The 24675-nt window shown below is 71.7% G+C and carries 20 protein-coding genes; 9 read left to right on the top strand and 11 right to left on the bottom strand.

Annotated features, from left to right (window positions below; all coding sequences use genetic code 11):
* Window positions 1–94 precede the first annotated feature (94 nt).
* On the top strand, window positions 95–1072 hold the full coding sequence (locus tag ACIBG8_RS32175) for a DUF4349 domain-containing protein (protein WP_397346796.1): 978 nt from the start codon (window positions 95–97) through the stop codon (window positions 1070–1072).
* Here the strand turns inward: ACIBG8_RS32175 and ACIBG8_RS32170 are convergent.
* Window positions 1055–3739, bottom strand: a complete 2685-nt coding sequence (locus tag ACIBG8_RS32170) for a BTAD domain-containing putative transcriptional regulator (RefSeq protein ID WP_397346794.1) — start codon at window positions 3737–3739, stop codon at window positions 1055–1057. The two genes, ACIBG8_RS32175 and ACIBG8_RS32170, sit on opposite strands and share 18 nt — an antisense overlap.
* 102 nt (window positions 3740–3841) lie before the next feature.
* On the opposite strand from ACIBG8_RS32170, the gene ACIBG8_RS32165 reads away from it, so the two are divergent.
* Together ACIBG8_RS32165 and ACIBG8_RS32160 are read left to right on the top strand one after the other, a co-directional pair.
* Window positions 3842–4615, top strand: a complete 774-nt coding sequence (locus tag ACIBG8_RS32165) for a sulfite exporter TauE/SafE family protein (protein WP_397346793.1) — start codon at window positions 3842–3844, stop codon at window positions 4613–4615.
* A 16-nt stretch (window positions 4616–4631) separates the two neighbouring features.
* Window positions 4632–5456, top strand: a complete 825-nt coding sequence (locus ACIBG8_RS32160; protein ID WP_397346792.1) for a hypothetical protein — start codon at window positions 4632–4634, stop codon at window positions 5454–5456.
* Here the strand turns inward: ACIBG8_RS32160 and ACIBG8_RS32155 are convergent.
* From ACIBG8_RS32155 to hemE, 5 genes are all read right to left on the bottom strand, one after another.
* Window positions 5382–6590, bottom strand: coding sequence for an RNA polymerase sigma factor (locus ACIBG8_RS32155; protein ID WP_397346791.1), 1209 nt, complete (start codon window positions 6588–6590; stop codon window positions 5382–5384). The two genes, ACIBG8_RS32160 and ACIBG8_RS32155, sit on opposite strands and share 75 nt — an antisense overlap.
* Window positions 6583–6921 (bottom strand): YciI family protein, encoded by a 339-nt coding sequence (locus ACIBG8_RS32150; protein WP_397346790.1) that lies wholly within the window; start codon window positions 6919–6921, stop codon window positions 6583–6585. The genes ACIBG8_RS32155 and ACIBG8_RS32150 overlap by 8 nt, the downstream gene beginning before the upstream one ends.
* Before the next feature lie 48 nt (window positions 6922–6969).
* Window positions 6970–7941 carry an NADPH:quinone reductase gene (locus ACIBG8_RS32145; protein WP_397346789.1) on the bottom strand — a complete coding sequence of 324 codons (972 nt, stop codon included), beginning with the start codon at window positions 7939–7941 and terminating at the stop codon, window positions 6970–6972.
* Window positions 7922–8698, bottom strand: coding sequence for a helix-turn-helix domain-containing protein (locus tag ACIBG8_RS32140; RefSeq protein ID WP_397346788.1), 777 nt, complete (start codon window positions 8696–8698; stop codon window positions 7922–7924). Before ACIBG8_RS32140 ends, ACIBG8_RS32145 begins: the two co-directional genes overlap by 20 nt.
* Before the next feature lie 439 nt (window positions 8699–9137).
* Entirely contained in the window at window positions 9138–10163 is a 1026-nt protein-coding gene (gene hemE, locus ACIBG8_RS32135; RefSeq protein WP_397346787.1) for a uroporphyrinogen decarboxylase, read from the bottom strand.
* 997 nt (window positions 10164–11160) lie between these two features.
* On the opposite strand from hemE, the gene ACIBG8_RS32130 reads away from it, so the two are divergent.
* Window positions 11161–11754, top strand: coding sequence for a DUF3000 domain-containing protein (locus tag ACIBG8_RS32130; protein ID WP_397346786.1), 594 nt, complete (start codon window positions 11161–11163; stop codon window positions 11752–11754).
* A 42-nt stretch (window positions 11755–11796) separates the two neighbouring features.
* A complete protein-coding gene (locus ACIBG8_RS32125) occupies window positions 11797–13026 on the top strand; it encodes an HRDC domain-containing protein (protein WP_397346785.1) in 1230 nt (409 codons plus the stop codon).
* Here the strand turns inward: ACIBG8_RS32125 and ACIBG8_RS32120 are convergent.
* The gene (locus tag ACIBG8_RS32120) at window positions 13023–14525 is read right to left on the bottom strand and encodes an alpha-amylase family glycosyl hydrolase (RefSeq protein ID WP_397346784.1); all 1503 of its coding nucleotides are present in this window, start codon (window positions 14523–14525) and stop codon (window positions 13023–13025) included. The genes ACIBG8_RS32125 and ACIBG8_RS32120 overlap by 4 nt on opposite strands.
* 90 nt (window positions 14526–14615) lie before the next feature.
* Here ACIBG8_RS32120 and ACIBG8_RS32115 point away from each other — a divergent pair, with 90 nt between their 5' ends.
* Genes ACIBG8_RS32115 through ACIBG8_RS32100 form a run of 4 tightly spaced genes read left to right on the top strand, consistent with a single transcriptional unit; the run spans window position 14616 to window position 18034 of the window.
* On the top strand, window positions 14616–15755 hold the full coding sequence (locus ACIBG8_RS32115) for a Gfo/Idh/MocA family protein (protein ID WP_397346783.1): 1140 nt from the start codon (window positions 14616–14618) through the stop codon (window positions 15753–15755).
* The gene (locus ACIBG8_RS32110) at window positions 15752–16915 is read left to right on the top strand and encodes a dihydrodipicolinate synthase family protein (RefSeq protein ID WP_397346782.1); all 1164 of its coding nucleotides are present in this window, start codon (window positions 15752–15754) and stop codon (window positions 16913–16915) included. The genes ACIBG8_RS32115 and ACIBG8_RS32110 overlap by 4 nt, the downstream gene beginning before the upstream one ends.
* Complete coding sequence (locus ACIBG8_RS32105) at window positions 16912–17739, top strand: sugar phosphate isomerase/epimerase family protein (RefSeq protein ID WP_397346781.1); 828 nt, start codon at window positions 16912–16914, stop codon at window positions 17737–17739. Before ACIBG8_RS32110 ends, ACIBG8_RS32105 begins: the two co-directional genes overlap by 4 nt.
* A 58-nt stretch (window positions 17740–17797) precedes the next feature.
* Window positions 17798–18034: a DUF6289 family protein gene (locus ACIBG8_RS32100; protein ID WP_397346780.1), complete on the top strand. Its 237-nt coding sequence runs from the start codon at window positions 17798–17800 to the stop codon at window positions 18032–18034.
* Between the two features lie 266 nt (window positions 18035–18300).
* Here ACIBG8_RS32100 and ACIBG8_RS32095 read toward each other — a convergent pair whose 3' ends face one another.
* Genes ACIBG8_RS32095 through ACIBG8_RS32080 form a run of 4 tightly spaced genes read right to left on the bottom strand, consistent with a single transcriptional unit; the run spans window position 18301 to window position 24129 of the window.
* Window positions 18301–21435 carry a PEP/pyruvate-binding domain-containing protein gene (locus ACIBG8_RS32095; RefSeq protein WP_397346779.1) on the bottom strand — a complete coding sequence of 1045 codons (3135 nt, stop codon included), beginning with the start codon at window positions 21433–21435 and terminating at the stop codon, window positions 18301–18303.
* A 50-nt stretch (window positions 21436–21485) separates the two neighbouring features.
* Window positions 21486–22349, bottom strand: a complete 864-nt coding sequence (locus tag ACIBG8_RS32090; protein WP_397346778.1) for an alkaline phosphatase family protein — start codon at window positions 22347–22349, stop codon at window positions 21486–21488.
* Window positions 22346–23131, bottom strand: coding sequence for a sugar phosphate isomerase/epimerase family protein (locus ACIBG8_RS32085; RefSeq protein ID WP_397346777.1), 786 nt, complete (start codon window positions 23129–23131; stop codon window positions 22346–22348). Before ACIBG8_RS32085 ends, ACIBG8_RS32090 begins: the two co-directional genes overlap by 4 nt.
* Window positions 23128–24129 (bottom strand): LacI family DNA-binding transcriptional regulator, encoded by a 1002-nt coding sequence (locus ACIBG8_RS32080; protein ID WP_397346776.1) that lies wholly within the window; start codon window positions 24127–24129, stop codon window positions 23128–23130. The genes ACIBG8_RS32085 and ACIBG8_RS32080 overlap by 4 nt, the downstream gene beginning before the upstream one ends.
* Between the last annotated feature and the right edge of the window lie 546 nt (window positions 24130–24675).

Here is a 24675-nt window from a genome sequence, read left to right as displayed (position 1 = left end):
CGGTCCGTCGCCGTGACCGGGCAGAGCGCGTAACGTGACGGCTTCGTGACGGCGCGAATCAAACCAGGACAGATCAAACCCCGTCTCTAAGGACATGAAGACAACCAGGTACGGCGTTGCGTTAACGGCGGCCTGTGCCGCCTTACTCCTGTCCGGTTGCGGAGGCGGCGGCGGAGAGGCCTCGACGGCGGGCGGCCGGCCGGAGCAGGCCGCTCCCGCCATGGCCCCCACCCCCGCCCCCTCGGCGGCGGCGGACGAGTCCAGGGCTGCGGACGGCAAGTCGATCACCTCGGACGTGAAGGTGGTCCAGCAGAACCGCTCGATCGTCTACGTCGCCTCCATGACCGTCAGAACCAAGGACGTCACCGCGTCGGCCGAGAAGGCCAAGACCATCGTCACCGGCGCGGGCGGCTACCTGTCCAACGAGAAGTCCTCCTCCCCCGACAGCGGCTCGGCCATCGCCACCCTCGAGTTCAAGGTCCCGCCTGACCGTTACCCAGCGGTGCTCACCAGCCTCGGCAAGGACCTCGGCAAGCGCGAGAACCTCACCCAGGGCACCCAGGACGTCACCCAGCAGGTCGCCGACGTCGACAGCCGGCTCAAGTCGGCCCAGCGCGAGCTGGAGACCCTGCGCTCCATCATGACCAAGGCCAAGACCATCGGGCAGGTGCTCGAGGTCGAGCGGGAGATCTCCAGCCGCCAGGCCGAGCTGGAGTCGCTCCAGGCGCAGCAGAAGGAGCTCGCCAGGCAGGTCGGCATGGCCACGCTCACGCTGGAACTGGTCGGCCCCGAGGTCGTCGTGGCCGAGCCCGACGACGACCCGCCCGGCTTCATGGGCGGGCTCAAGGCGGGCTGGGAGGCCCTGCTGACCTTCCTCAAGGTCGCCGTGACCGTGGTCGGCGCCGTGCTTCCGTGGATGCTGATCGTCGCCCCCGTGGTGGCCCTGATCATCTTCGTCGTACGGCGGAGCAGCCGCCCTGCCGGCCCGCCGCCGCAGCACTCGGGGCCACGGCCCACCGAGCCGCCGCCGCCCCCCACCCAGGAGGACGAGCGCTCAGGCGTCGCCGGGTAGCCGGGCGAGCAGGTCGCGCGCCTGCTGCTCCAGCCGCCTGTTGGCCGTCGCCGAGGCCAGCCGTACCGCAGCGGCCAGGCACTGCCTGGCCTCTGCGACGCGGCCCAGGTCGATGAGGTTCTCCGCGCGCATGCTCAGCGCGAGCGGCTCGAACATCCGGTCGTCGATCTCAGTGACCATGGTCATCACCCGGACGTGCAGCTCCTCGGCGCGCGCGTAGTCGCCCCTGCGGTGGTGGAGCCTGGCCAGCAGCATGACGATCCAGGTCAGCGGGCGCCTGATCCCGGCGGCGTGCGTGGCGGCCCAGGCCAGCACGCCCTCGGCCGTGGCGTAGTTGCCGCGCCGCTCGTGCACCGTGGCCATGTCGGCCATCACCATCGCCTCCATGGCCTTGTCCCCCGCCAGCCTGGACAGCTCCTTGGCCTCCTCGTACAGCACCAGCGCCACGTCCAGGTCGCCCTCCACCCGCTCCACGTCGCCCAGCGCGCACAGGGCGATCGACCTGAACGGCCCCTCGACGGCGGGCAGCGCCTCCTTCAGCACCTCGCGCGCCTCGGCGAAGCGGTCCGTCCTGATGTACAGGAGGCTCATCGAGACGAGCGTGGCCGCGGTCCCCACCGTGTCGCCGTCCCTCCTGCACATCTCCAGGGCCAGCCCGGCCGTACTACGCCAGTCGGACAGGTATCCCTTGACCTCGAAGATCCTGGTGGCCGTGTGCGCCAGCTCCCAGCAGGGGCCGGTCAGTCCGAGCGCGGCCGTCTGGCTGACCGCGGCGACCAGGGTGGCGCGTTCCGCGTCGAGCCAGCCGAGCGGGTCGGGTGGCAGCACCTCGCCGTCCGGCCACCAGCGGGGCGCGTCGCCCTGCGGCAGCGCGTAGCCGCCCTGGTACTCGCGCAGGCACGCGTCCTGCGCCAGAGCGAGCAGGCAGGCGAAGAACCTGGTGAGCGCGGCCTCGCGGCCCTCGTCCGCCGCGCGCTGCCTGGCGAACAGCTTGACCAGGTCGTGGAAGCCGTACCGCTCCTGGCCCGCCTGGTCGGGGCCGAGCGGCTGCAGGAGCTGGGCCTCGGCCAGCCGTTCGAGCAGGACGGCGCCGTCGGCGAGGGAGCCGTCCATGAGGGCGGCGGCCGTCCACGCGGTGAAGCCGGGCACGTCGAGCTGGCCGAGCCTGCTGAACAGCAGGCGCTCCCGCTCGGGCAGGTCGCGGTAGGACACCTCGAACGTGGCCCGCACGTCGAGCTCTCCCGCGCGCAGCTCGTCGAGCCTGAGCCGCTCCTGCGCCAGCCGGTCGGCCAGGCTGTCCGGCGTCCATCCCGGCCTGGTCAGCAGGCGCGCCCCCGAGATGCGCAGCGCGAGCGGCAGGCCGTCACACAGTTCCGCCAGCCGTCCCGCCTGGCCCGCCGCCACACCGGCGACGCGCTCCAGGAGTTCGGCCGCCTGCTCTACGCCGAGCACGTCGAGCTGGATGGGCCTGGCGCCCTCGCCCGCGATCAGGCCCTCGAAGCTGCGCCGTCCCGTCACGACCACGCAGCAGGAGGCGGAGCCGGGCAGCAGCGGCCTGACCTGGTCGGCGCCCGTGGCGTTGTCGAGCAGGACCAGGATCCGCCTGCCCCTGAGCAGGCTGCGGTAGAGGGCGGTGCGCTCTTCGAGGCCGTCGGGGATCCGCATGACACCGAGCGCGGACATGAACCGCTCCAGCACCTCGCCGGGCTCCCTGCCGCCCAGGTCGGCGTAGAGCTGGCCGTCGGGGAAGCGGGCGGCGACGCGGTGCGCCCAGTGCACGGCCAGGCCGGTCTTGCCGACGCCGCCCACCCCGCTGACCACCGCGATGGGCAGGTGGGCGCCGCTGTCCAGCAGGCCGTCGAGCTGGTCGAGCTCGGCTGACCTGCCGGTGAAGGCGAACACGTCCGGGGGCAGCTGGGCCGGGCGTACGGCTGCCGCGGAGCCGTCGTCGCGCAGGACCTCGGTGTGCAGGTCGCGCAGGGTGCGCCCCGGCTCGATGCCCAGCTCGGTGGTGAGGATCTCGCGGCCCTCGCGGTAGACGCGCAACGCGTCCGCCCGCCGTCCCGCCTGCTGCAGGGCGCGCATGAGGTGTTCCCTGAGCCGCTCGCGCAGGGGGTGCGCGGTGACCATCGCGGTGAGCTCGGTCAGGCACTCCTTGGCCCGGCGCAGCGCCAGCAGCGCCTCGGCGCGCTGCTCGAAGGCGGTCAGGCGTAACTCCTCCAGCCGCAGCGCCTCAGGCCGGACCAGGTCGAGCTCCGGCAGGTCGGCGTAGGCGGGGCCGTGCCAGAGCGCCAGCCCCCTGCCGAGGGCGCGCGCCGCCTCCTCGTGCCTGCCGGCGGCCAGCGCCTGGGCGCCCTCGGCCGCCGCCGCCTCGAAGCGGCGGGCGTCGAGCTCCTCGGCCTCCAGGTCGAGCGCGTAGCCGTCGGGTAGGCGGAGGATGCGGTCGGCGTCGCCGAGCGCCTGCCGTACATGGTGGACGTGCCAGCGGAGGTTGGCGGACGCCGGGGGAAACTCGCCCCACAACGCCTGGGTCAGCTGGTCGTCGGAGACGGCCCGGCCGCCCGCGGCCAGCAGGACGGCCAGCAGCGCCCGCTGCTTGGGCGAGGTGAGCTCGATCGGCCGGCCGTCACGACCGGCGCCCAGCCGTCCCAGTACGCGAAACTCCACCCTCACCGCTCCCCCCGCGGACATCCAGCCGCCCCAACGGTGCCACAACGCTCGCCCAACGGCCAGGTGAGATCGTCCGTTCCGGGGATCGGGGGATTCGTGGTGTCAGTCGAGCTCGTCGTCTTTTTGCTGGTCGTGGCGCTGGCCGCCGGATGGGTGGACGCCGTTGTGGGTGGTGGGGGGCTGGTCCAGCTCCCGGTGTTGCTGCTCGCGCTCCCTGGCGCGCCGCCGTCGGCGATCCTCGCCACGGACAAGCTGTCGTCCATTTCCGGGACGACAGCGTCGGCCGTCGGTTTCGCCAGGAACGCGGGGGCCGAGCTGCGGGTCGCGGTGCCCGCCGGGGTACTCGGACTGGCCGCGTCAGGCGCGGGGGCGCTGACGGCCGGTACGGTGCCCGCCACGGTGTTCCGCCCGTTCGTGCTGGTCGCGTTGCTGGTCGTGGCGTGCGTGGTGATCCTGCGCCCGGGGATCGGCACGGCTTCGGGAGGCGGCGGGCGGCACGCTGCCGCGCCCCGGCTGGCAGGGGTGGTGGTGCTGGTCGGGGTGGCGCTGCCGTTCTACAACGGGCTCGTCGGTCCGGGGACGGGGGCGATGATCCTGCTGGCGCTGTCCGTGCTGCTCAGGATGGACTTCCTGACCGGGTCGGCCACGGCCAAGGTGGTCAACGTGGGCGCCAACCTGGGGGCGCTGGTGGTCTTCGCGGCGCAGGGGCACGTGTTCTGGCTGCTCGGGCTGGGCATGGGCGCGTGCAACGTGCTCGGCGCCCGGCTCGGGACGCGGACCGCCCTGCGCCGGGGGTCGGGGTTCATCAGGGCGACCCTGCTGTGCGTGGTCGCTGCGCTGCTCGTGAAGCTCGGTGTGGATCAGCTTGGGTGATGCCATGCTGGGGGTTATGTCCGAGCCCTCCGCCCTGGCCGCCGGGCAGGTGCGTGCCGTACGCGATGATCCGCCCGCGAGGCTCCGGCTGGCCGCCGCCTTCTACAGCGGTCACGTCAGCCGGTACGGCAGAGCCGAGCTGAGCTTCCTGCGCTGGGAGATCGCCCGCGGCGTCCTCGACGCCGACGGGAGCCCCTGGTGGCGCGCGGTGAACGACCGGCTGCTGCGCGACAAGGCGGAGGCGGTCCTCCTCGACGGCGTCGCCCCTTCCGCGCCCTCAGTGGCGCTCTGGGCGGACTTCCTGCGCTCGCCCTCGCCGGTCGCCTGGTACCGCGCGCACAACGCCAGCGTCGTGTCCGCCTACCTCGCCCACGAGGACCTCGCCCACCGGGAGCTGCCCGCGGAGCGCTTCATGATCAACGTGGCGCTGGTCCGCGTGCTCTACACGCACGCCCTGGTGGCCGGGCCCCGGCTGGCGCTGGGCGCGTTCGCGCCGCTCGGCCGGTTGCTCGGCGATCCGCGCGGCGGTTCCGTACGGTTCTTCCTCGACATGCGGCGGGCGTTTCCCGAGGTCTACCCGCTGACCGGGCTGTCGGTCGAGAGGCTGATCAGCATGGAGGGGCGGCTGGCGCAGGCGCTCGACTTCGGGATCATCGTGCCGCGCCTGCCCGCCCTCTTCGCCTTCGCCGCCACGTCGCTCGGGATGCCGGAGATCGACCGGCTGCTGTGGGAGGGCGCGCCCTGCTACGCCGCTCCCACCAGCGGATCAGCCTGGATCAGGGCCAACGACGGGCGGCTGCTGCCCAGGCTCGCCGCCGTCGCCACCAGAGCCAGACGCTAGCGCCTTGCTCTCCAGGTAGCGGCGCTCGGGCAGGCTGAGCGTGCGCCTCGCCGCGCTCCTGTACTCCTCGCGGGCCGCCTCCATGTCACCCGCCAGCTCCAGCAGGTGTGCCCGCACGGCCGCCACCCGGTAGTGGCCGTCGTCCTCGAGCAGCTCCAGGCCCGCCTCGGGGCCGTGGACCATCGCGTGCGCCACGACCCGGTTGAGCGTCACCATCGGGCCGGGCGCGAGGGTGGTGAGCAGCTCGTACAGGCCGAGGATCTGCACCCAGTCGGTGTCCTTGGCCTCGGCCGCCTCGTCGTGCACGGCGGCTATCGCGGCCTGCACCTGGTAGGGGCCGATCGGGGCGCTCGACAGGGCCCAGGTGACCAGCTCGACGCCCTCCGCGACGGCTTCGCCGTTCCACAGGCTGCGGTCCTGCTCGGCCAGCGGCACCAGCAGGCCCCTCGCGTCGGTGCGCGCCGGGCGCCTGGCGTCGGTGAGCAGCATCAGCGCGAGCAGGCCGGCGACCTCGGTGTCCGACGGGAGCAGCGTGCGCAGCTGCCTGGTCAGGCGGATCGCCTCCTTGGTGAGCTCGACCCGGTTCAGCTCCGTGCCCTCGCTCGCCGTGTAGCCCTCGTTGAAGATCAGATAGAGCACGTGGAGTACAGCGGGCAGCCTGTCCGTGCTCGCCGAGAACTCCGCTCCCCTGATGCGCTGCTTGGCCCTGCTGATGCGCTGGGCCACCGTCGCCTCGGGGACGAGGAGCGCGCGGGCGATCTCCGCCGTGGTGAGCCCGCCGACCGCGCGCAGCGTCAGGGCGATCTGCGAGGCCTCGGTCAGGTCCGGGTGGCAGCACATCATCAGCACCAGCAGCGTGTCGTCGCGGTCCTCCGCCTGCGGGTGCGGCTCGGTGGCCACCGCCTCCTCGCGCCGCCTGCGTGCCGTCTCGTTGCGCCACAGCTCGGTGCGCCTGCGGGAGGCGACCCTGATCAGCCAGCCCTTGGGATGGTCGGGGAGGCCCTCCTCCGGCCACTGCCGGGCGGCGGCGAGCAGGGCCTCCTGGACCGCGTCCTCGCACATCTCGAAGTCGCCGTAGTGACGGACGAGGGCGCCGAGCACCTGCGGAGTCAGGTCCCTGAGGAGGTCATCCAAGCTGTTTGACAGGACGCACCTCCACGACGCCGTAGGGGGCTTCGGGGATCTTGGCGGCGATCTCCATGGCGCGGTCCATGTCGCGGCAGTCGAGCAGGAGGAAACCGGCCAGATGCTCCTTGACCTCGGCGAACGGCCCGTCACTCGGCACCGGCCGCCTGCCCTGGGAGGGGTCTTCCAGCGCTTCGGACACGACGAGCTCGCCCGCGGCCCTGAGCTCCTCGTCGAGCGCGGCGTAGGCCTGCCAGCCCACGCCGCGCTCCTGCTCGGACATGCTCTCCCAGATCTTCCTGGTGTCCGGGTTGCTGTAGATGAGAACCAGGTATTTCACGCCTACCTCCAGGATTCCGGCCTCGACCCTATCGCTGGAGGGCCGTGGTCAGAGGGTGATGACAACGCGGCCGGCGGCGGAGACGCGTTCCGTGGTGTCGTGGGCCTCCGCGATCCCGTCCAGGGGGAAGCGGGCGGCGATCGGGTAGAGCAGGTCGCCGTCCACCAGGGCCGCGGTCAGCTCCTCCGCTGCCGCCTGGTTGGCCGCCTCGGGGAAGTCGTCGTTGCTGAGGAAGCGCACGGTGATGTTCTTGAACCCCAGCGGCCAATACGGCACGGCCGGGTTCGCGTCGTCCGTCGCGTAGGTGGCGATGGTTCCGCCGTAACGCAGGATTTCCAGGTCGAGGGCGATGTTGGCGCCGAAGGCGAGCTCGGCGACGCGGTCGACGGGGCCGATGGCCTGGATGCGCTCCTGGACGTCGCCGGCCGAGACGTCGATGGCGTGGTGTGCGCCCGCTTCCAGGGCGGCGGCGACCTGGGCCGCCTGCCGTACGGTCGCGATGACGGTCGCGCCCGCGCGCCTGGCCACCGCGACGGCGGCGCGGCCGACCGCGCCCAGCGCGCCGGTCACCACGATCGTCTGCCCCTCCACGGGGCCGTCGCCCATGATCGCCCGGTGCGCGGTGATGCCGGGGATGCCGAGCAGCGCGCCCTGCTCGAACGGAACCTGCTCAGGCAGCGGTACGGCACGGCCGGAGGGGACCACGGTGTAGTCGGCCGCCGTGCCGAACGGGCGGTAGGACTGGGCCAGGTACACCCACACCCGCTCACCGATCCGGGCGGCGTCCACGCCCTCGCCGACGGCGTCGATGACACCGGCGCCGTCACCGTGCGGGATCACCCTCGGGAAGGCCATGGTCGAACCCCACCAGCCACGCCGCTTGCCCAGGTCGCCCACGTGGATGCCGGAAACGGCCACCTTGACCCTGACCTCACCGGGTCCGGGCTCCGGGTCGGGCATCTCCCCCACGGTCAGGACTTCTTCCGCAGGTCCCTGCTTCTCATACCAAGCGGCTCTCATGGTGTTTCTCCTTCAGTAGTGAGGCGGTTTCTTCGTCGGCCGGGAGGAACGCCTCCAGGCGGTACCCGGCCAACGCCGGGTCCACGGCCGTGGCGAGCGAGGTGATCGTGGAGATCAGCCGCAGCTCGCCGTTTTCGGTGCGCAAACGGAGGGTTGCGGCGAAGCCGAGCGGCTCCTGCGCCTCCTCCGGGACGTACGAGGAGAGCTCCGCGATGACGTCGCGGAGCGCCTCGTCAGGGGCGGTGGTTCTGGCTATGTCGCGCAGGCCCTCGAGGACGTGGTGTCCCCAGGCGGGGAGGTTGGCGACGCGGGGGGCCATGCCCTGGGGGTGCAGCATGAGGCGGCACAGGGAGACGGGCTCGCGGAGCAGGTCGGGGTGGGCGCCTTCGGTGAGGACGGCTACCGCGTCGTTGGCGGCCACCACCTCGCCTCCCGGGCCCACGACGACCGCGGGGGCGGGGAGGTGGGCGGTGAGGACCGCTTCCAGGGCTTCCCTGGTGGGGTCTGGAATCTGGGCCTGCTCCAGTTCGGGGGCGAGTCCGGCGGCGAGGAGGAGGAGGTGGTTGCGTTCCTTCGGGGGGAGGTCCAGGGATTTGGCGAGCCTGTTGACTATGGAGCGGCCTGGGTTGGCTTTGCCGCGTTCCATGTAGCTGAGGTGGCGTTGGCTGGTGCCTGCGCTGTCGGCGAGGGTGAGCTGGCTGAGGCCGCGCTGCAGCCGCCATCTGCGCAGCTCCTGACCGAAGTCCCCCATGTTCATAGGGGGTTTTTAGCAGGGGGCGGGGGATGAAGACGATTCCCTCGACGGTATGACGGAGATCATCCCTGGGGCGTACGGCACCGCAATCCCCTACGCCACAAGGCCCACCGTTAACCCTGACCCATTTACAGAACATCCAGGCATTCGCGCGCGATGTCCCAGCGCCCCTGCCCCCAGTGGCCCGTTGGCCAGCCGCCCGTTGGCCGGGTGGGCCGTTGGCCCGATGGGCCGATGGGCCCGATGCCCGCTGACCTGGCAGCCCGGCAGCAGTGTCCCCTGGCGCCGCGGGCGGGTCATGCCGCCCCGAATGGAACGCGCGTCTCCTTCGTGGTGCGCCTTCCGCATACGGCGTCGCCCGCCCCTGTGTGGGCGGGCGTACCCGAGCGGCGCTGCTCCGAGGCGTTGAGGTGAGTGCCCCCGAGGGCGGTCCCGGGAGGGGTCAGGTGGTGGTGGATTCGTGGATCAGGTCGGTCAGGCGCTTGAGCTGGTCAGGGTTGGTGTTGGGGAGGACGCCGTGGCCGAGGTTGAAGACATGTCCCTCGGCCGCCTTGCCCCGGCGCAGGATCTCCAGGCTCTTGTGCTCCACCGCCTCCCAAGGAGCCAGCAGCACTGCCGGGTCGAGGTTGCCCTGCAACGCCTTCCCGGGACCCACCCGCCGCGCGGCCTCGTCGAGGGGGACGCGCCAGTCGACGCCCACCACGTCCGCCCCCGCCTCCCCCAGCAGGCCGAGCAGCTCGCCCGTGCCCACGCCGAAGTGGATGCGCGGCACCTCCGCCAGCCCCGCGAAGATCCGTGAGGTGTACGGCATGACGAACTCGCGGTAGTCGTCCGGCGCCACCGCCCCCACCCACGAGTCGAACAGCTGGATGGCCGAAGCGCCCGCCCTGATCTGGATGCGGAGGTGCTCCAGCACGATGTCGGCCAGGCGGTCCATGAGGGCGTGCCACAGGTCCGGCTCGCCGTACATCATGGCCTTGGTGTGGTCGTGGTTCTTGGACGGTCCGCCCTCGATCAGGTACGACGCCAGGGTGAACGGGGCTCCGGCGAAGCCGATGAGCGGGGTGTCGCCGAGCTCGCCCACCAGGGACTGGATGGCTTCGGTGACGTAGGGGACGTCGTCTGGCTGGAGCGGGCGCAGGACGTCTAGCCCGGCGGCGGTGCGGATGGGGTCGGCGACCACGGGGCCTACGCCGGGCTTGATGTCGAGGTCGACGCCGAGGGCTTTGAGGGGGACGACGATGTCGCTGAAGAAGATCGCCGCGTCGACGCCGTAGCGGCGGACGGGTTGCAGGGTGATCTCGACGATGAGGTCGGGGGTGGCGCACGCCTGCAACATCGGCACGCCTTCGCGGACGGCCAGGTATTCGGGCAGCGAACGGCCTGCCTGGCGCATGAACCACACGGGCGTGTGCTGGACGGGCTGACGGCGGCAGGCGCGCAGGAACGCGGAATCGTCGAGACTCACCCGTCAAGGGTCCCACGTATAGCCACCGGTCACGGAACCGACGCCACAGGGGACCGCACCGGCCCGGAAAGAACGGAAGCCCTCACGGGGTGCAGGTCCTCATGAAGAGCGAAGGCCCTTGGGGGTGGAGGGCCTCACGGGGTGGAGGGCCTCACGGGGTGGAGGGGCGGAGTCGCGAGAGGGCGGGGGTGCGGAGTCGCGGGGCGTTTGAGGGGTGGAGGGGGTGAGGGGTGGGAGGAGACGGGGTTGTGAAGGGGTGAAGGACAGTTTGGGGCCGCTCGTTGCGTCCGTGCGTCCCAGTGGTCCCAGGCCCCGACCCCAGACCCAACGTCTGTCACCCGCACCCTTCCCGCGGGGCGGGAGGGGGCGAGGGGTGGTTTGCGGTCGCTTGTTGCGTCCGTGCTGCTCAGTGGCCTCACCCGGTGGACTGCCCCGCGCCCTCCCCTGGGGGTGTGTCGGAAAAGTAGGCATTGGGCTGCTCAAATCACGATCAGGTACGCCGGGGCATGTTTAGCGCCCCCCACGGGGCTGCCCGCCGTACACCTCCCAGAAGGTCGAACCCGCGTCACGGAAGCCCCGAAAGCCCGTCACGGTCGGACCAAATGTTCGTAACCCCACCGCGCGGCATCGATTCAGGTACCACTTTCAGGACACGCCGAGCGCGTTGCGCGGAATTGTCAGCGGGTCGTGCCAACGTCGGACCGACGACCCGAAGAAAGGCTCCGTTGCGATGACCGCCATGTGGAGTTCCCCCGAGCGCCGCAGTGAGCACTGCGCTGACTGCGCTGGTGAGCGGCTGTTCGAGCAGCCGCCCTGCCTCGATGGACACGAGCCAGGCGCCTGCCCTGAATGGGCGTGCGCCGACTGCGGCCACGCGTTGTTCATCGGCCTGCGCGACATGCGAGCGCGCAGGCTCCCGGTTACGGCAGCGGCTTGATCGTTACCCATGAGCACCCCCGTGGTCCACTTGCGCCCGCCCGCGACCTACGCTTCCGCTATGACACTCGGTGACCAGCCGCCGGCCCCCGCCGAGTTCAGGCGTGCGGTCGAGAGCATGAAGGCCACCGAGGTCAGGCCGGAGATCGAGCTCGAGGATCTGCCTGCGCCGCAGCGCCTCGCGCCGTTCTCCGCCGCCATCGGCGCGTCGGTCTACCGCGACGACGAGGAGCTGGCGGTCGGCCGCCTGATCCTGCTGTACGACCCCGACGGCCAGCGCGGCTGGGAGGGCCCGTTCCGCCTGGTGGCCTACGTCAGGGCCGACATGGAGCCGGAGATCACCTCCGACCCCCTGCTCGGTCCCGTGGCGTGGAGCTGGCTGACCGAGGCTCTCGAGACGCACGAGGCGGGTTACTCGGCCGCAGGGGGTACGGTGACCAGGGCGGTGTCCGAGGGCTTCGGCAACAAGGCGGAAGACCCGGTCACCACCGAGCTGGAGCTGCGCGCTTCCTGGTCGCCGGCGGAAGAGGACCTTTCCGGACATGTCGCCGCGTGGTGCGATCTGATGTGCGTGGCGGCCGGCATCCCACCCCTCCCCCCCGACGTGGCAGCGCTGCCGCGACGTCATGAAGATCCGGAGTCCTACAGGACGTGACAGCACAAGCACGGTGGTCATGGGGCCGATAATGGAGGTCTCATGACTGAAGAACCGACCGTCGTCCCGTTGCTGGAGCCCCGCGAGGGCATCCCACCCGTCATCGCGGACGGCGACGCCCTCGAGGCCGCCGTGGCCGGGTTCGCCGCGGGCACGGGTCCCGTCGCCGTCGACGCGGAGCGCGCGTCGGGCTACCGCTACGGCGGCCGCGCCTACCTGGTGCAGCTGCGCAGGGCAGGCGCGGGCAGCGCGCTGATCGACCCGATCGCCTGCCCCGACCTGTCGGGGCTCGACGCCGCGCTGGACGGCGCGGAGATCGTGCTGCACGCCGCTTCGCAGGACCTTCCCTGCCTGGCAGAGGTGGGTTTCCGGCCGAAGAAGATGTTCGACACCGAGCTCGCGGGCCGGTTGCTCGGCTACGAGCGGGTGGGCCTGGGCACGATGGTCGAGACGGTGCTCGGCCTGCGCCTGGAGAAGGGCCACTCGGCGGCCGACTGGTCGACCAGGCCGCTGCCGGAAGACTGGCTGCGTTACGCGGCGCTCGACGTCGAGGTGCTGGTGGAGCTGCGTGACGTGCTCCACGAGGAGCTGGAGCAGAGCGGCAAGCTGGAGTGGGCGCAGGAGGAGTTCCAGGCGATCCTCGACCTGCCGCCGCCCCCGCCGCGCACCGACCCGTGGCGCCGCACGTCGGGCATCCACAAGGTGCGCAACGTGCGGGCGCTGGCGATCGTGCGCGAGTTGTGGAACATGCGCGACCGCATCGCCCGCGAGGGTGACACCGCGCCGGGCCGGGTGCTGCCGGACACCGCGATCATCGCGGCCGCCCTGGAGGTGCCGCGCACCAAGAAGGCGCTGACCGAGATCTCCGCGTTCACCGGGCGCAGCGCGCGCAGGCACATGAGCGACTGGCTGGCCGCGGTCAGCAGGGCGCGCGCGCTGCCGGACGCCGAGCTGCCGCAGCCGAGCACGCCCGGCGACGGGCCGCCGCCGGCCAACCGCTGGGCGGACCGCGATCCGGTCGCCGCCAAGCGCCTGGCAGCGGCGCGCGCGGTGATCGCGGCGCTGGCCGACGAGCACCGCATGCCGACGGAGAACCTCCTGCAGCCCGACGGCGTCAGGCGGCTCACCTGGGAGCCACCCGAGGAGATCACCGACGAGTCGGTGGCCGAGCGGCTGCGTTCCCTCGGCGCCCGCGAGTGGCAGATCTCCCTGGCGGCGCATCCGCTGGCCAAGGCCCTGTCCAGGCTGGACGCCAAGGGCGACGACGCCTAACGCAGCCAGACCGCCGTGTCCGGCGGGAGCAGGTCGCTCTCGACGGGCCCGCTGGCCAGCACGATCTCGTCGTACGGCGGAAGCCGTACAGCGGACGTGCCCATGTTGACGACGCAGGTGAAGCCCCGCTCGAAGGCCAGCACGTCGTCGCCGAGGGAGAGCCAGGCGAAGTCCTGCCCCGGCGGCCGGAGCCTGATCGCCGAGCGGTAGAGGTTCAGCGTGCTGTCCGGGTCGGATTCCTGGGCCGAGGCGGTCAGCGGACCCCAGCCGTCCGGCTGCGGCAGCCACGTCTCCGTGCCCGTGGTGAAGCCGTACGGCGCCGCCGTACCCGACCAGGGCAGCGGGATGCGGCAGCCGTCCCGCCCGAGCCTGGCGCCGCCGGAGCGGAGGAACACCGGGTCCTCGCGCGCCGCGTCCGGCAGGTCGAGCACCTCGGGCAGGCCCAGCTCCTCGCCCTGGTACACGTAGGCGGACCCGGGCAGCGCCAGCAGCATGAGCGCGGCCGCCCGCGCCCGCTCCACGCTCCCGTAACGCGTCGCCGGCCGCGTGACGTCGTGGTTGCCGATCACCCACGGCGCGACCACGTCGGACCCGGCGGACAGCGCCAGCGAACCGGTGATCGTCTCGCGCAGCGCGGCCGCGTCCCAGGCGGCGGCCATGAGGAAGAAGTTGAACGTCTGCGGGATCCCACCGGGCGCGAAGTACGGCGCGAGGTGGACCAGCTCGTCCCCCCAGAACTCGCCGACGGCCGTGCGCCTGCCGGGGAAGACGTCGGCGGGGTAGGAGTCGAGGATCGCCCGCCACGAACGGTAGTGCTCGGCCAGCTCGGAGCGGTGGAACCAGGGCGAGGGCCGGTCGGACGGCTTGGGGTCGGCGACGTCGGGCAGCAGCGGGTCCTTGTAGAGCGCGTGCGCCACGTCGATGCGCAGCCCGGCGACCCCGCGGTCGAGCCAGAAGCGCAGCACCTTCTCGAAGAGCGCGGGCACGGCCGGGTTGGCCCAGTTCCAGTCGGGCTGCGAGGAGTCGAAGAGGTGGAGGTACCACTGCCCGTCGGGGACCTGCGTCCACGCCGAGCCGCCGAAGATCGACTGCCAGTTGTTCGGCTGGTCGCGGAAGATGAACATCTCCCGCTCCGGGCTGCCCGGCCCGGCCTCCAGCGCCGCTTGGAAGGCGGGATGCGCCGATGAGCAGTGGTTGGGCACGATGTCGACCAGCACCCTGATCTCGTGCGCCGCGGCGGCGGCCACGAAGGCGTCGAAGTCGGCCAGGGCGCCGAACCTCGGGTCGACGTCGCAGTAGTCGGCGACGTCGTAGCCGCCGTCCAGGAACGGCGAGCGGTAGAACGGGGAGAACCACACCGCGTCCACCCCCAGCTCGGCGAGGTACGGCAGGCGGTCGAGCGCGCCGGCGAAGTCGCCCAGGCCGTCGCCGTTGCCGTCGGCGAAGCTCCGCGGATAGATCTGATAGACGACGGCCTCGCGCCACCACTCGTTCATCATGATTCCTCCCAAATCCCGACACTTTACGTTGACGACCCCAAGTGTGTCGTTCTATGGTGCGGGAAAGCGCTTTCCTGAGGAGAACATCGAATGAGCGTGCGCACCATCGGCGTCGTCATGAACGGCGTCACCGGGCGGATGGGGTACCGGCAGCACCTGGTCCGCTCCGTCCTCGCCATCAACGAGCAGGGCGGCGTCACGCTCTCCGACGGCTCGCGGGTGAAGCTGAACCCGATCCTGGTGGGACGCAGCGAGTCGAAGCTGGCCGACCTGGCCGCCAAGCACGGGCTGACCGACTACACCACCGACCTCGACGCGGCGCTGGAGCGGTGCGAGATCTACTTCGACGCCCAGGTCACCCAGGCCCGGGTGAAGTCGGTGCTCAGGGCCATCGAGGCGGGCAAGCACATCTACGCGGAGAAGCCCACGGCCGAGTCGGTCGAGGAGGCGGTCGCGCTCGCTCAGGCCGCCGAGGCCAGGGGCGTGAAGAACGGCGTGGTGCAGGACAAGCTCTTCCTGCCCGGCCTGCTGAAGCTCAAGAGGCTCGTCGACGGCGGCTTCTTCGGCCGGATCCTGTCGGTGCGCGGCGAGTTCGGCTACTGGGTGTTCGAGGGCGACTGGCAGCAGGCGCAGCGGCCTTCGTGGAACTACCGGGCCGCTGACGGCGGCGGCATCATCCTGGACATGTTCCCGCACTGGCACTACGTGCTGGAGAACCTGTTCGGCAAGGTCGAGTCCGTGTACGCCAAGGCGATGACGCACATCCCGACGCGCGTGGACGAGCGGGGCGTGCCGTACGAGGCCACCGCGGACGACGCCGCCTACGGCATCTTCGAGCTGGAGGGCGGCATCGTCGCCCAGATCAACTCGTCCTGGACCGTCCGGGTGAACCGCGACGAGCTGGTGGAGTTCCAGGTGGACGGCACGCACGGCAGCGCCGTCGCCGGGCTGCGCAACTGCCGCATCCAGCACCGCGGCGCCACCCCCAAGCCGGTCTGGAACCCGGACCTTCCGGTCACCGCGCGGTTCCGCGACGACTGGCAGGAGGTGCCGGACAACGCCGAGTTCGACAACGGCTTCAAGATCCAGTGGGAGATGTTCCTGCGTCACGTGCTGGAGGACGCGCCGTTCCCGTACGACTTCGCCGCGGGGGCGCGCGGGGTGCAGCTCGCCGAGCTGGGCCTGCGCTCGTCCGCGGAGGGGCGCAGGATCGCGGTGGAGGGTCTGTGAACCTCGACCTCCCCGGCGGGCGATATGCGCTGCGCGAACCCGTCACCTGGGTAAAGCCCGAAAAGCCACTGGAGAGCCGGATCGTCTACGCCGCCGCCCACGTGGTGGCCGATCCCCTGGGCGACAACACGCCCGGCTCCCCCGCCGCCGTCGACTGGGACGCCACGCTGCGTTTCCGCAGCCACCTGTGGTCGTACGGCTTCCGCGTGGCCGACGCCATGGACACCGCCCAGCGCAACATGGGCCTGGACTGGACGGCCACCAGGGAACTCATCTCCAGGAGCGCCGAGGCGGCGCGCGCGTTCGGCGACCCCGCCGACCTGGTCGCCTGCGGCGCGGGCACCGACCACGCCCCCGGCGCCGGCACGCTCGACGCGATCGCCTCCGCCTACGCCGAGCAGATCTCGGTGGTGCAGGAGGCGGGCGCGGGGGTCATCGTGATGGCCTCACGGCAGCTCGCCCGCGCGGCCACCGGGCCGCTGGACTACCACCAGGTGTACGGCAAGCTGTTCGGCGTCGCCGAGCGTCCGGTGATCCTGCACTGGCTGGGCGAGATGTTCGACCCGCAGCTCGCCGGTTACTGGGGCTCGCGGGACGTGGCCGCCGCGACGGACTCGTTCCTGGAGCTGATCCACGCGCACGCCTCGATGGTCGACGGCGTGAAGGTGTCGCTGCTCGACGCGGACCACGAGATCGCGCTGCGCGCCGCGCTGCCCGAGGGCGTGAAGCTCTACACCGGCGACGACTTCAACTACCCGTCGCTGATCAGGTCGGGGTCGCACGCGCTGCTGGGCATCTTCGACGCGATCGCCCCGGCCGCGGCCGCCGCGCTGCAGGCCCTGGACGCGGCGGAGGCCGCCACGTCCGAGGCCGACCGCGCCCGGCACCTCGCGCTCTACGATGAGATCTTCACCCCGACGGTCGCCCTGTCGCGCAAGATCTTCGAGACGCCGACCTTCAACTACAAGACCGGCATCGTCTTCCTGGCCTGGCTCAACGGCCATCAGGACGCGTTCTCGATGGTCAACGGCGCCCAGTCCGCCCGGTCGATCACCCACCTGGCCGAGGTGTTCCGCCTGGCCGACGCGGCCGGACTCCTGGCCGACCCGTCCCTTGCCGTGTCGCGCATGAAGGCGCTCCTGGCGGTGAACGGGCTGTGAGTCTCTCGCTGAACCAGTGGACGACCCGCAGGTGGACGGTGGCCGAGGCGGTCGACGGGTGTGTACGGCACGGCGTCGAGGCGATCGGGCTGTGGCGGCAGGAGGTCGAGGCGCAGGGCCTCGACGAGACGGTCGCGCTGGTCCGCGACGCCGGGCTCAGGGTGTCCTCGCTGTGCCGTGGCGGCTTCCTGACCAGCGGTGACGCCCTCGACGACAACCGGCGCGCGATCGACGAGGCGGCGGCGCTGGGTGCGCCGTGCCTGGTCATGGTGGTCGGCGGACTGCCTGGGGTGGTGCCTGGCGAGCCCCTCGGGGAGGTGTCGAAGGACCTGGCCGGGGCCCGCGAGCGGGTGGCCTCCGCCCTGGAGGTGCTGGCGCCGTATGCGGGTGAGCGGGGGGTACGGCTGGCGCTGGAGCCGTTGCACCCGGTCTACTGCGCGGACCGCGCCGTGCTGTCCACGCTGGGACAGGCGCTGGACCTGGCGGAGCCGTACCCGGTCGAGCAGGTGGGGGTGGTGGTGGACACCTTCCACGTGTGGTGGGATCCGCAGGTGTTCGAGCAGATCGCGCGTGCGGGTGAGCGGATCACGTCGTACCAGGTGTGCGACTACCTGCACCCGTTGCCTGCCGACGTGCTGCTCGGGAGGGGGATGATGGGCGACGGCGTGATCGACTTCGGGCCTCTCACGGAGGCGGTCGCCAAGGCGGGGTACGCGGGTGACATCGAGGTGGAGATCTTCAACGCCGACATCTGGGCGGCCGATCCTGACGAGGTGATGGCGACGATGAAAGATCGCTTCACCCACTTGATCCTTACGTCCTGACATGATCGTATTTCCAGGGAAAGGACCACAGTCACCCCCCTTCTCCCTGGAGGTCCGTTTGTTCAGCAGAATCGCCGTCACCGTCGCCGTCGCAGCGGCCAGTCTCGCCATGCTGCCTTCCACGGCGCAGGCCAGCTTCTGCAAGGTCGGGTACACGTGCCAGACGACTTACTATTCGGACGCCGCCCACACGGCGGTCGTCGGCCGCTACACCGCCGACTGCGGCGGCGCCACCACCCTGGTCGGCGAGCGGTCCGCTTACACGTCCTACTACTCAACCCTCTGCGGCCCGTGACCCACCCGTAGCGACGGCGCCACCCCTGCGACGCAACGGGTGGCATCGACCGCGGACACCCTCTGACGCCACCCGTAGCGACGCGACGGGTGGCATCGGCGCACCACACCACCGACTACGGCGACCCACCCATAAGCGACATGGCCGGGGCGCCGCCCCTCTGCGGCCCGTGACCCGATGGCGTCGGCCGCGGAGACCCTCTGATCTCGCGGCGACGTGACGGGTGGCGCCACCGACCGCGACAAACCAACGGCATCGCGGTCCGTCTACACGTCCTGCGGGTCGTGAGCCAGTGTCACGGTGCCCGCGGCGCCGTCGACGGTGATGGTCTGGCCTGTGGTGATGCGGTGGGTGGCGTCGGGCACTCCGACCACGGCCGGGATGCCGTACTCCCTGGCCACCACCGCGCCGTGCGACATGGCGCCGCCCATCTCCATCACCAGGCCACCGGCGGTGAGGAACAGCGGCGTCCAGCCCGGGTCGGTCGAGGGGCAGACGAGGATCTCGCCCGGTTCCAGGTGCGCGCCGACCGGGTCCATCACGACCCTGGCCGGGCCGGTGACCGTACCAGCCGAGGCCGCAGACCCGGTGAGGGCGCCCTCGGCCGCGGGGGCGGCGAGCGCCTCGGGCTCGGTGCCGTCGGAGACCATCATCCTGGGCACGTGGCGGCGGCGCTGCTCCCGCTCGTGCGCCTCGCGCCGCTCCGCGACCGTCGCGCGCAGGTCGCCCCCGGCTCTGGCCTCACGGAAGTCGAGGTAGTACACGTCGTCGACGCGGTCGATGCTGCCCTTGGCCACCAGGTCCTCGCCGACGGCGACCATACTGTGCCGTATGGCGGCCAGCGCCTTGACGGCGTAGTACTTGGGCAGCTCGCGCAACCCCACCAGCTTCCTGGTACGGCGGAGCGCGAAGCGCACCACCGGGGCGCGCCACCCGGCCCGGCGCGCGATCCGGTCCACGGCGGCCTCAGCCTCGGCCGCGCCCCTGGCGAACAGGGCGTCGGGGGCGAGACCGCCGTCCATGCGCAGGTAGTTGGCCAGGACGCCGATGATGTGGGTGGGATCGTCAGACCAGCGGGGCACCCCGAGATCGATCTCAGCCACCCCCCGGTGACCGTATTTGGCAAGAAATTTCGCGATCTCATCTGACCCGGGCAGCTCGCCGGCTCTGTAGCGACGAACCAACTCGGCGACCGGCTCATCCGGCCAGACCTGCCGCCCACCAGCGGACACGCCAACCCCGGCGGGCGCACCCGAGGACGGGGCGGGCGTGCCGGAGGACGGGGCGGCCCCGGTCGGCCCGCCCGGAGACAGGTCGGTCCCGGTGGGGGTGCCCCGGGACGGGGCGGTCCCGGTCGGCCTGCCCGAAGACGGGTCGGCCCCGGTCGGCCCGCCCGAAGACAGGTCGGCCCCGGTCGGCCCGCCCGAAGACAGGTCGGCCCGGAGCGGGCCGATCCTGGTAGGGGTGGCCTGGGGTGAGCGGATCCGGGTGGCCAGGTGCCAGAGTTCCAGGTCCATCTCGGTGGTCGGGTTGTTCGGGATGCTGCGCAGTACGGTCTGCAGTTCCTGCGCCGAAGCCCCGGACAGCTTCGCCGCGATCCCCATGAGCCCGTATCCAGCGAGCACCATCGGCATGATCTGGATGATCGTCGGGAACGTCCCGCTCAACACCCGCGCCGCGTGGTCGAGGCGCTGGGCCGGGGTGGCGTCGGCGGGTACGGCGAGCCGGGCGTCGAGATCGTGGCCGATGCGGCGGGTCAGGGCAAGCGCCCGTTCGGGGTTCGTGAGCGCCAGCCACGCCCGGGCCGGTACGTGGACGCGTCTGGCGAAACCCACCGCTCGCCGTACGAACCTGGCGCGGGAGTGGTCGGTGACCGACAGCCTGGGATCCTCGGTGAGCCGCTCGAACAGAACCCTGGCGCGGGCCTCGCCGAGCGTCAGCATCCTGGGGAGGATGACGCGGCCCATACGGTTGCGTACGGCCGGGGTGAGGTCGATCCACATGCGCTGCCCGGACTCCAGGAGCGCCTTGGCACCCTCCAGGGGGTCTGCGACGGGGAAGCCGAACAACCCGGACGCGCCGGAGCTGATCACCCGGAAAGCAGCCAGGCCCATCGGGGTCAGCGGCCCCATGACGCCTTGGGCTACGTTGACGGAGAAGTACACCCGCAGGCCGTCGTAGCGCGGCTCGGGCAGCGGGTAGAGGGTGGTGATCGGCCTGGCCTGGGTGAGCCAGAGCTTCCCCTCCGCGTCGATCGCCCACTCGGTGTCCTGCGGCGCACCGTAGTGCCCCTCGACCTTCGCCCCGAGCGCCGCCAGCTCGCGCACCTGATCATCGGTCAGACAGAACCCCTGCCCAGCACTCTCGCCCCCTCCCCCGCCCCCCTCAGCGCTGCTGGGCCCCTCGGCGCTACGTGGCCCCTGCGCGAGACCGCGCCCCTCAGCGTCACCGCGCCCCTCAGCGTCACCGCGCCCCTCAGCGTCACCGTGCCCTTCCTTACCGCCAGGCCCTTCCTCGTCACCGCGCCTCTCCGCGTCACCGCGCCTCTCCGCGTCACCGCGCCTCTCCGCGTCACCGCGCCCTTCCGCGTCGCCGGGCCGTGCGGCGGGTTCGGGTTCCGCGTGGCCCTTTGACGCGCCACCGGGGAAGGTGCCAGCGGGCGTTCGCTCGATGCGTTCTGTGCCGCCGCCGGGGACGGAGCGGATCGCCATCAGCTTGTCGCCCTCGTGTCTGTCGAGGATCTCACCACTAGCCACGTCGACGACGAAACGGTCGGGGTTGACCGAGCCGGACACCACCGCCTCCCCCAGCCCCGGGCTGGCGTCGATGACCGCCTCCCGGCGCCGCCCCGTGACCGGGTTGGCGGTGAACATCACGCCCGCGACCTCGGCCTCGACCATCTCCTGCACGACGACGGCGAGCTGCACCGCCGCATGGTCGATGCCGTTGGCCGCACGGTACGCCACGGCGCGGTCCGTCCAGAGTGACGCCCAGCACCGCCGTACCGCGTCAAGGACCTCCTGCTCGCCGACCACGTTCAGATACGTGTCCTGCTGCCCGGCGAAGCTCGCGTACGGCAGGTCCTCAGCCGTGGCCGAGGACCGCACGGCCACCGCGCCCATCCCCTTGTACGACGTCGTGACGGCGTCACGCACCTCGACCGGGATCGGCGCGGCGAGCAGCAGCTTCCTCGCCTGTTCCGCCAGATCCCGGGGAGCCTCGGCGATCACGTCGGCCAGCCCAGCCGTACGCGCCGCCAGCCGGTAGGCCTCGGTGGTCAGGCACCAGCCCGGCGGGACGGGCAGCCCCGCCCTGGTCAGCTCGCCGAGGTTGGCAGCCTTACCGCCGACCTCCGCCAGCATCCCGGCGTCGATGGAGACGAAGTCGCGTGCGAAAGACATGTGGTGTACCCCCAGCGTTCACCCCAGTCTGTCCCTTCGCGCACGGGAATTCAACACTTGATGAATGAGCCGTCGAACGACGGGTCGGGGTCCACCCCCAGCAGGGTCAGCGCGGTCGGCGCGACGTCCACGAGCCTGGCCTCGTCCAGCCGCACGCCGCCGAGATCCTCGCCGAGGCGGTTGAGGATCACGAAGGTGGTGCGCTCCTCGTCGCTCGTGCCGCCGTGCCCGCCCGCGTCGACGTGGCCGTGGTCGGTGGTGACCAGGACGGTCCACTGCTCGCCGTCCCGCGACCGGACCGCTTCGAGGAGGCGGCCCAGGTAGGCGTCCTGGCGCAGCAGCGCGTCAGCGTACTCCCGACCCATGGGTCCGAGGTCGTGCGCCACCTCGTCGGTGTCGCCGAAGTAGACGAACGAAAGGTCGGGGCCGCGCTGGGCGAGGTGGGTGGCGGCCTGCTCGGCGACGCGGGCGTCGCAGGCGGCGAAGGTGTCGGTGTAGCCGTCGAGCACCACGCGCACGTCGATGTCGGTGCTGAACGCGCCGTGCTCGCCGAGGGCCGCCCAGGAGACGATGGCGTAGGTGGTGAGCTCGGGGTTGGCGACCTTCGCCCTGGTCACGAAGTCCGGATATTTCGTGAAGTTGGCTTCCTTGAAGCTGTTGTCCACGACGCCGTGCTTGTCGGGCCACACCCCGGTGGCGATCGACGACCAGCCGGGACCGGAGTCGGTACGGGAGGTGATGCCGCCGGGCACGACCTCGCCCGGCTCCTCGGTGCGCGGCGCGGCGGCCTGGCCGTACGGAAGCTTGCTCGTGCCGTAGGTGCCCGTCGCCATCAGCCCGGTCAGGACCGACGGGGCGAGGGCGACGAGGCGGTCGAAACGCAGGCCGTCCATGCCCACGACGAGGACCTTCATGCGGTTTCCTTCGGTGCGTAGCGCGACACCCAGGCCGCCGCGCCGGGGAGGATCTCGTCGACCGGGGCGACGTGGGGGTACCAGGTGCGCTCCCACTCCAGCGACACCCAGCCGTCGTATCCGGCCGCGCGCAGCAGCTCGCCGCACTCGTCCAGGGGTACGGAGCCCGACCCCATCGGCACCGGGGTGGTGTCGTGGGCGGACACGGCATCCTTGACCTGGACATAAGCCAGGTAGGGGGCGAGCGCCTCCAGCGTGCGCGCCGGGGACTCGTCGTGCCGCCACGGGTGCAGCAGGTCCCACAGCGCGCCCGTGGTGTCCGGCTCTCCCGCCGCTTCGAGCAGCCCGGCGACGGCCTGGCCGGTGGCCATCAGGTCGTGCGTCTCGACCAGGACGCGCACGCCGAGCTCGCGTGCCGTACCCGCCACCGCCTTGAGCCTGCGCGCGCCGACCGCCGGGTCGTCGCCGCGCGGGAAGACCCGCACGCCGGGCGCGCCCAGGTCACCGGCGAGTCGCAGCTCCTGGGTGAGCGCCTCGATCTTCTCGGCGTCGTCACCCGGCTCACACACGCGCACATAACCGGCGAGCGCCGATATTTCCAGATTCGCGGCCTCGACCTTGCGCCGGACTTCTGCCCTTTCGTCGGCCGACAACCCGACATGGACGCCCGTGTCGGGATGCAACCGCAGTTCCAGACCCTGGCACCCGTGCTTGGTCGCGACCTCGATCGCGCCGTCGAGCCCGACTCCCGGGAGGCCGAGCGTGCTGACGGAGAGCTTCATCCACGTCCCTTCAACGGCCGCACGCTTGCGCGCAGCACGACTTCGCCCGCCACCTGCTCGACGACGGGCGTCTCATCTCCGGCGAGGGCCAGTTCCAGCGCCCTGGCCCCCATGTCGGTCAGCGGCAGCCGTACCGTCGTCAAAGCCGGAACATGATCACGCAGGGTGGCGATGTCATCGAAACCGGCCACGGACACCTCGCCGGGGACATCCACCCCACGGTCGCGATAGGAGGCCAGCGCGCCGACGGCCATCACGTCGTTGACCGCGAACACGCAGGTCGCCTTCCCGGTACGGCGGGCCGCTTCGTAACCGCCGTCGCGGTCGAACGGGCCATGGATCACCTGCGGCTCGGGCAGCCCGAGCTCGCCGAGCGCCCCGGCGAACCCCTCGCACCTGTCCCTGGCGGTCATCAGGTGCTCGGGACCGGCGAGCACGGCGAAGCGGGTGTGGCCCAGCGCGGCGAGCTCCCTGGCGAGGGCGGCGGCGCCCTGCCTGTTCGCGGGGGCGACGGTGTGGACGCCGAGCAGGTCCTGGCCGATCACCGCGACGCGGCCGCCGTTGTCGCGGTAGCGGGCGAGCTCGTCGCCGAGGCGGCGGGTGGCGTCCTCGTCGGCGACGCGCGAACCGGCCAGCAGGACCGCGCGCACCCGCTGGGCGTTGAGCGTGGCGACGTAGGCGATCTCCTGCTCGGGGTCGCGGTGGGTGGTGCCGACCATGACGAGCAGGTTCTCGCCTGCGGCGGCGCGCATGGCGCCGTCGGCGAGGGCGGCGAAGTAGGGGTCGGTGAGGTCGTGGACGACGAGACCGATGACGTTGGAGGCGCCTCTGGCGAGGGTCTGGGCGGCGATGTTGGCCCGGTAGCCGAGGGCGTCGGCGGCTTGTTCCACTCGTTCGCGCAGGTCGGCGCCTACTTGGCGGGTGCTGCCGTTGAGCACGCGCGACGCGGTGGCGAGCGAGACGCCCGCCTGCTTGGCGACGTCTTCCAGCGTGACCACGACACCTCCCGGAAAGCGGTTTCCCAGTCTGCCAGACGGCTCGGGAAACCGCATCCTCCCACGCCTGCCCACCCCCACACGACCACCGGAGGGCCAGCCCCGGGGAGATGCACTCAGACCCTCAGCGACACCCCTCCCACGTGGCACGCCTGAACAACCAAGCGACACCCCCTCTCGAGCGACGCACCTCACCAACCCAGCGACGCGCCCTCCCAAGCGCCGGTACCGCGTACGGCGCAACAAGCACGACACCCAACCGGCGGGCGCATCCCACAGGGTGCGCCTCAACAACCAATCGACGCCCCTCCCAAGCGCCGGTGCGGCGAGTCGGTGTACGGCGGAGCCCGGCGCAATGTGCACGGAGCCCGGCCGGGGTGCGGGGAGGTGCAGTGCGGGGTGCGCCGTGGCGTGTCCACACCCGTGGGACTAGCGCGTAGGCGTGTCCACGCTTGCTGGGTTAGCGCGTGGGCGTGTGACGGTGGCGTTGCGGGAGCGCACGTGAGGAAGCGGATGCGCTGCGCTGGTGGGCTCCTTGGGGCGGGCTCG

Source organism: Nonomuraea sp. NPDC050556, from assembly GCF_044457355.1.
GTDB lineage: Bacteria > Actinomycetota > Actinomycetes > Streptosporangiales > Streptosporangiaceae > Nonomuraea.
This window is presented reverse-complemented; position numbering and strand designations above follow the sequence as displayed.

Bases quoted from the DNA above. Each gene is read 5' to 3' on its own strand.
- ACIBG8_RS32175 (WP_397346796.1), top strand. From the start codon at position 95: ATGAAGACAACCAGGTACGGCGTTGCGTTAACGGCGGCCTGTGCCGCC.
- ACIBG8_RS32115 (WP_397346783.1), top strand. From the start codon at position 14,616: ATGAGCGTGCGCACCATCGGCGTCGTCATGAACGGCGTCACCGGGCGG.
- ACIBG8_RS32130 (WP_397346786.1), top strand. From the start codon at position 11,161: ATGACACTCGGTGACCAGCCGCCGGCCCCCGCCGAGTTCAGGCGTGCG.
- ACIBG8_RS32095 (WP_397346779.1), bottom strand. From the start codon at position 21,435: ATGTCTTTCGCACGCGACTTCGTCTCCATCGACGCCGGGATGCTGGCG.
- ACIBG8_RS32140 (WP_397346788.1), bottom strand. From the start codon at position 8,698: ATGAACATGGGGGACTTCGGTCAGGAGCTGCGCAGATGGCGGCTGCAG.
- ACIBG8_RS32160 (WP_397346792.1), top strand. From the start codon at position 4,632: ATGTCCGAGCCCTCCGCCCTGGCCGCCGGGCAGGTGCGTGCCGTACGC.
- ACIBG8_RS32085 (WP_397346777.1), bottom strand. From the start codon at position 23,131: ATGAAGCTCTCCGTCAGCACGCTCGGCCTCCCGGGAGTCGGGCTCGAC.
- ACIBG8_RS32145 (WP_397346789.1), bottom strand. From the start codon at position 7,941: ATGAGAGCCGCTTGGTATGAGAAGCAGGGACCTGCGGAAGAAGTCCTG.
- ACIBG8_RS32125 (WP_397346785.1), top strand. From the start codon at position 11,797: ATGACTGAAGAACCGACCGTCGTCCCGTTGCTGGAGCCCCGCGAGGGC.
- ACIBG8_RS32090 (WP_397346778.1), bottom strand. From the start codon at position 22,349: ATGAAGGTCCTCGTCGTGGGCATGGACGGCCTGCGTTTCGACCGCCTC.
- ACIBG8_RS32120 (WP_397346784.1), bottom strand. From the start codon at position 14,525: ATGATGAACGAGTGGTGGCGCGAGGCCGTCGTCTATCAGATCTATCCG.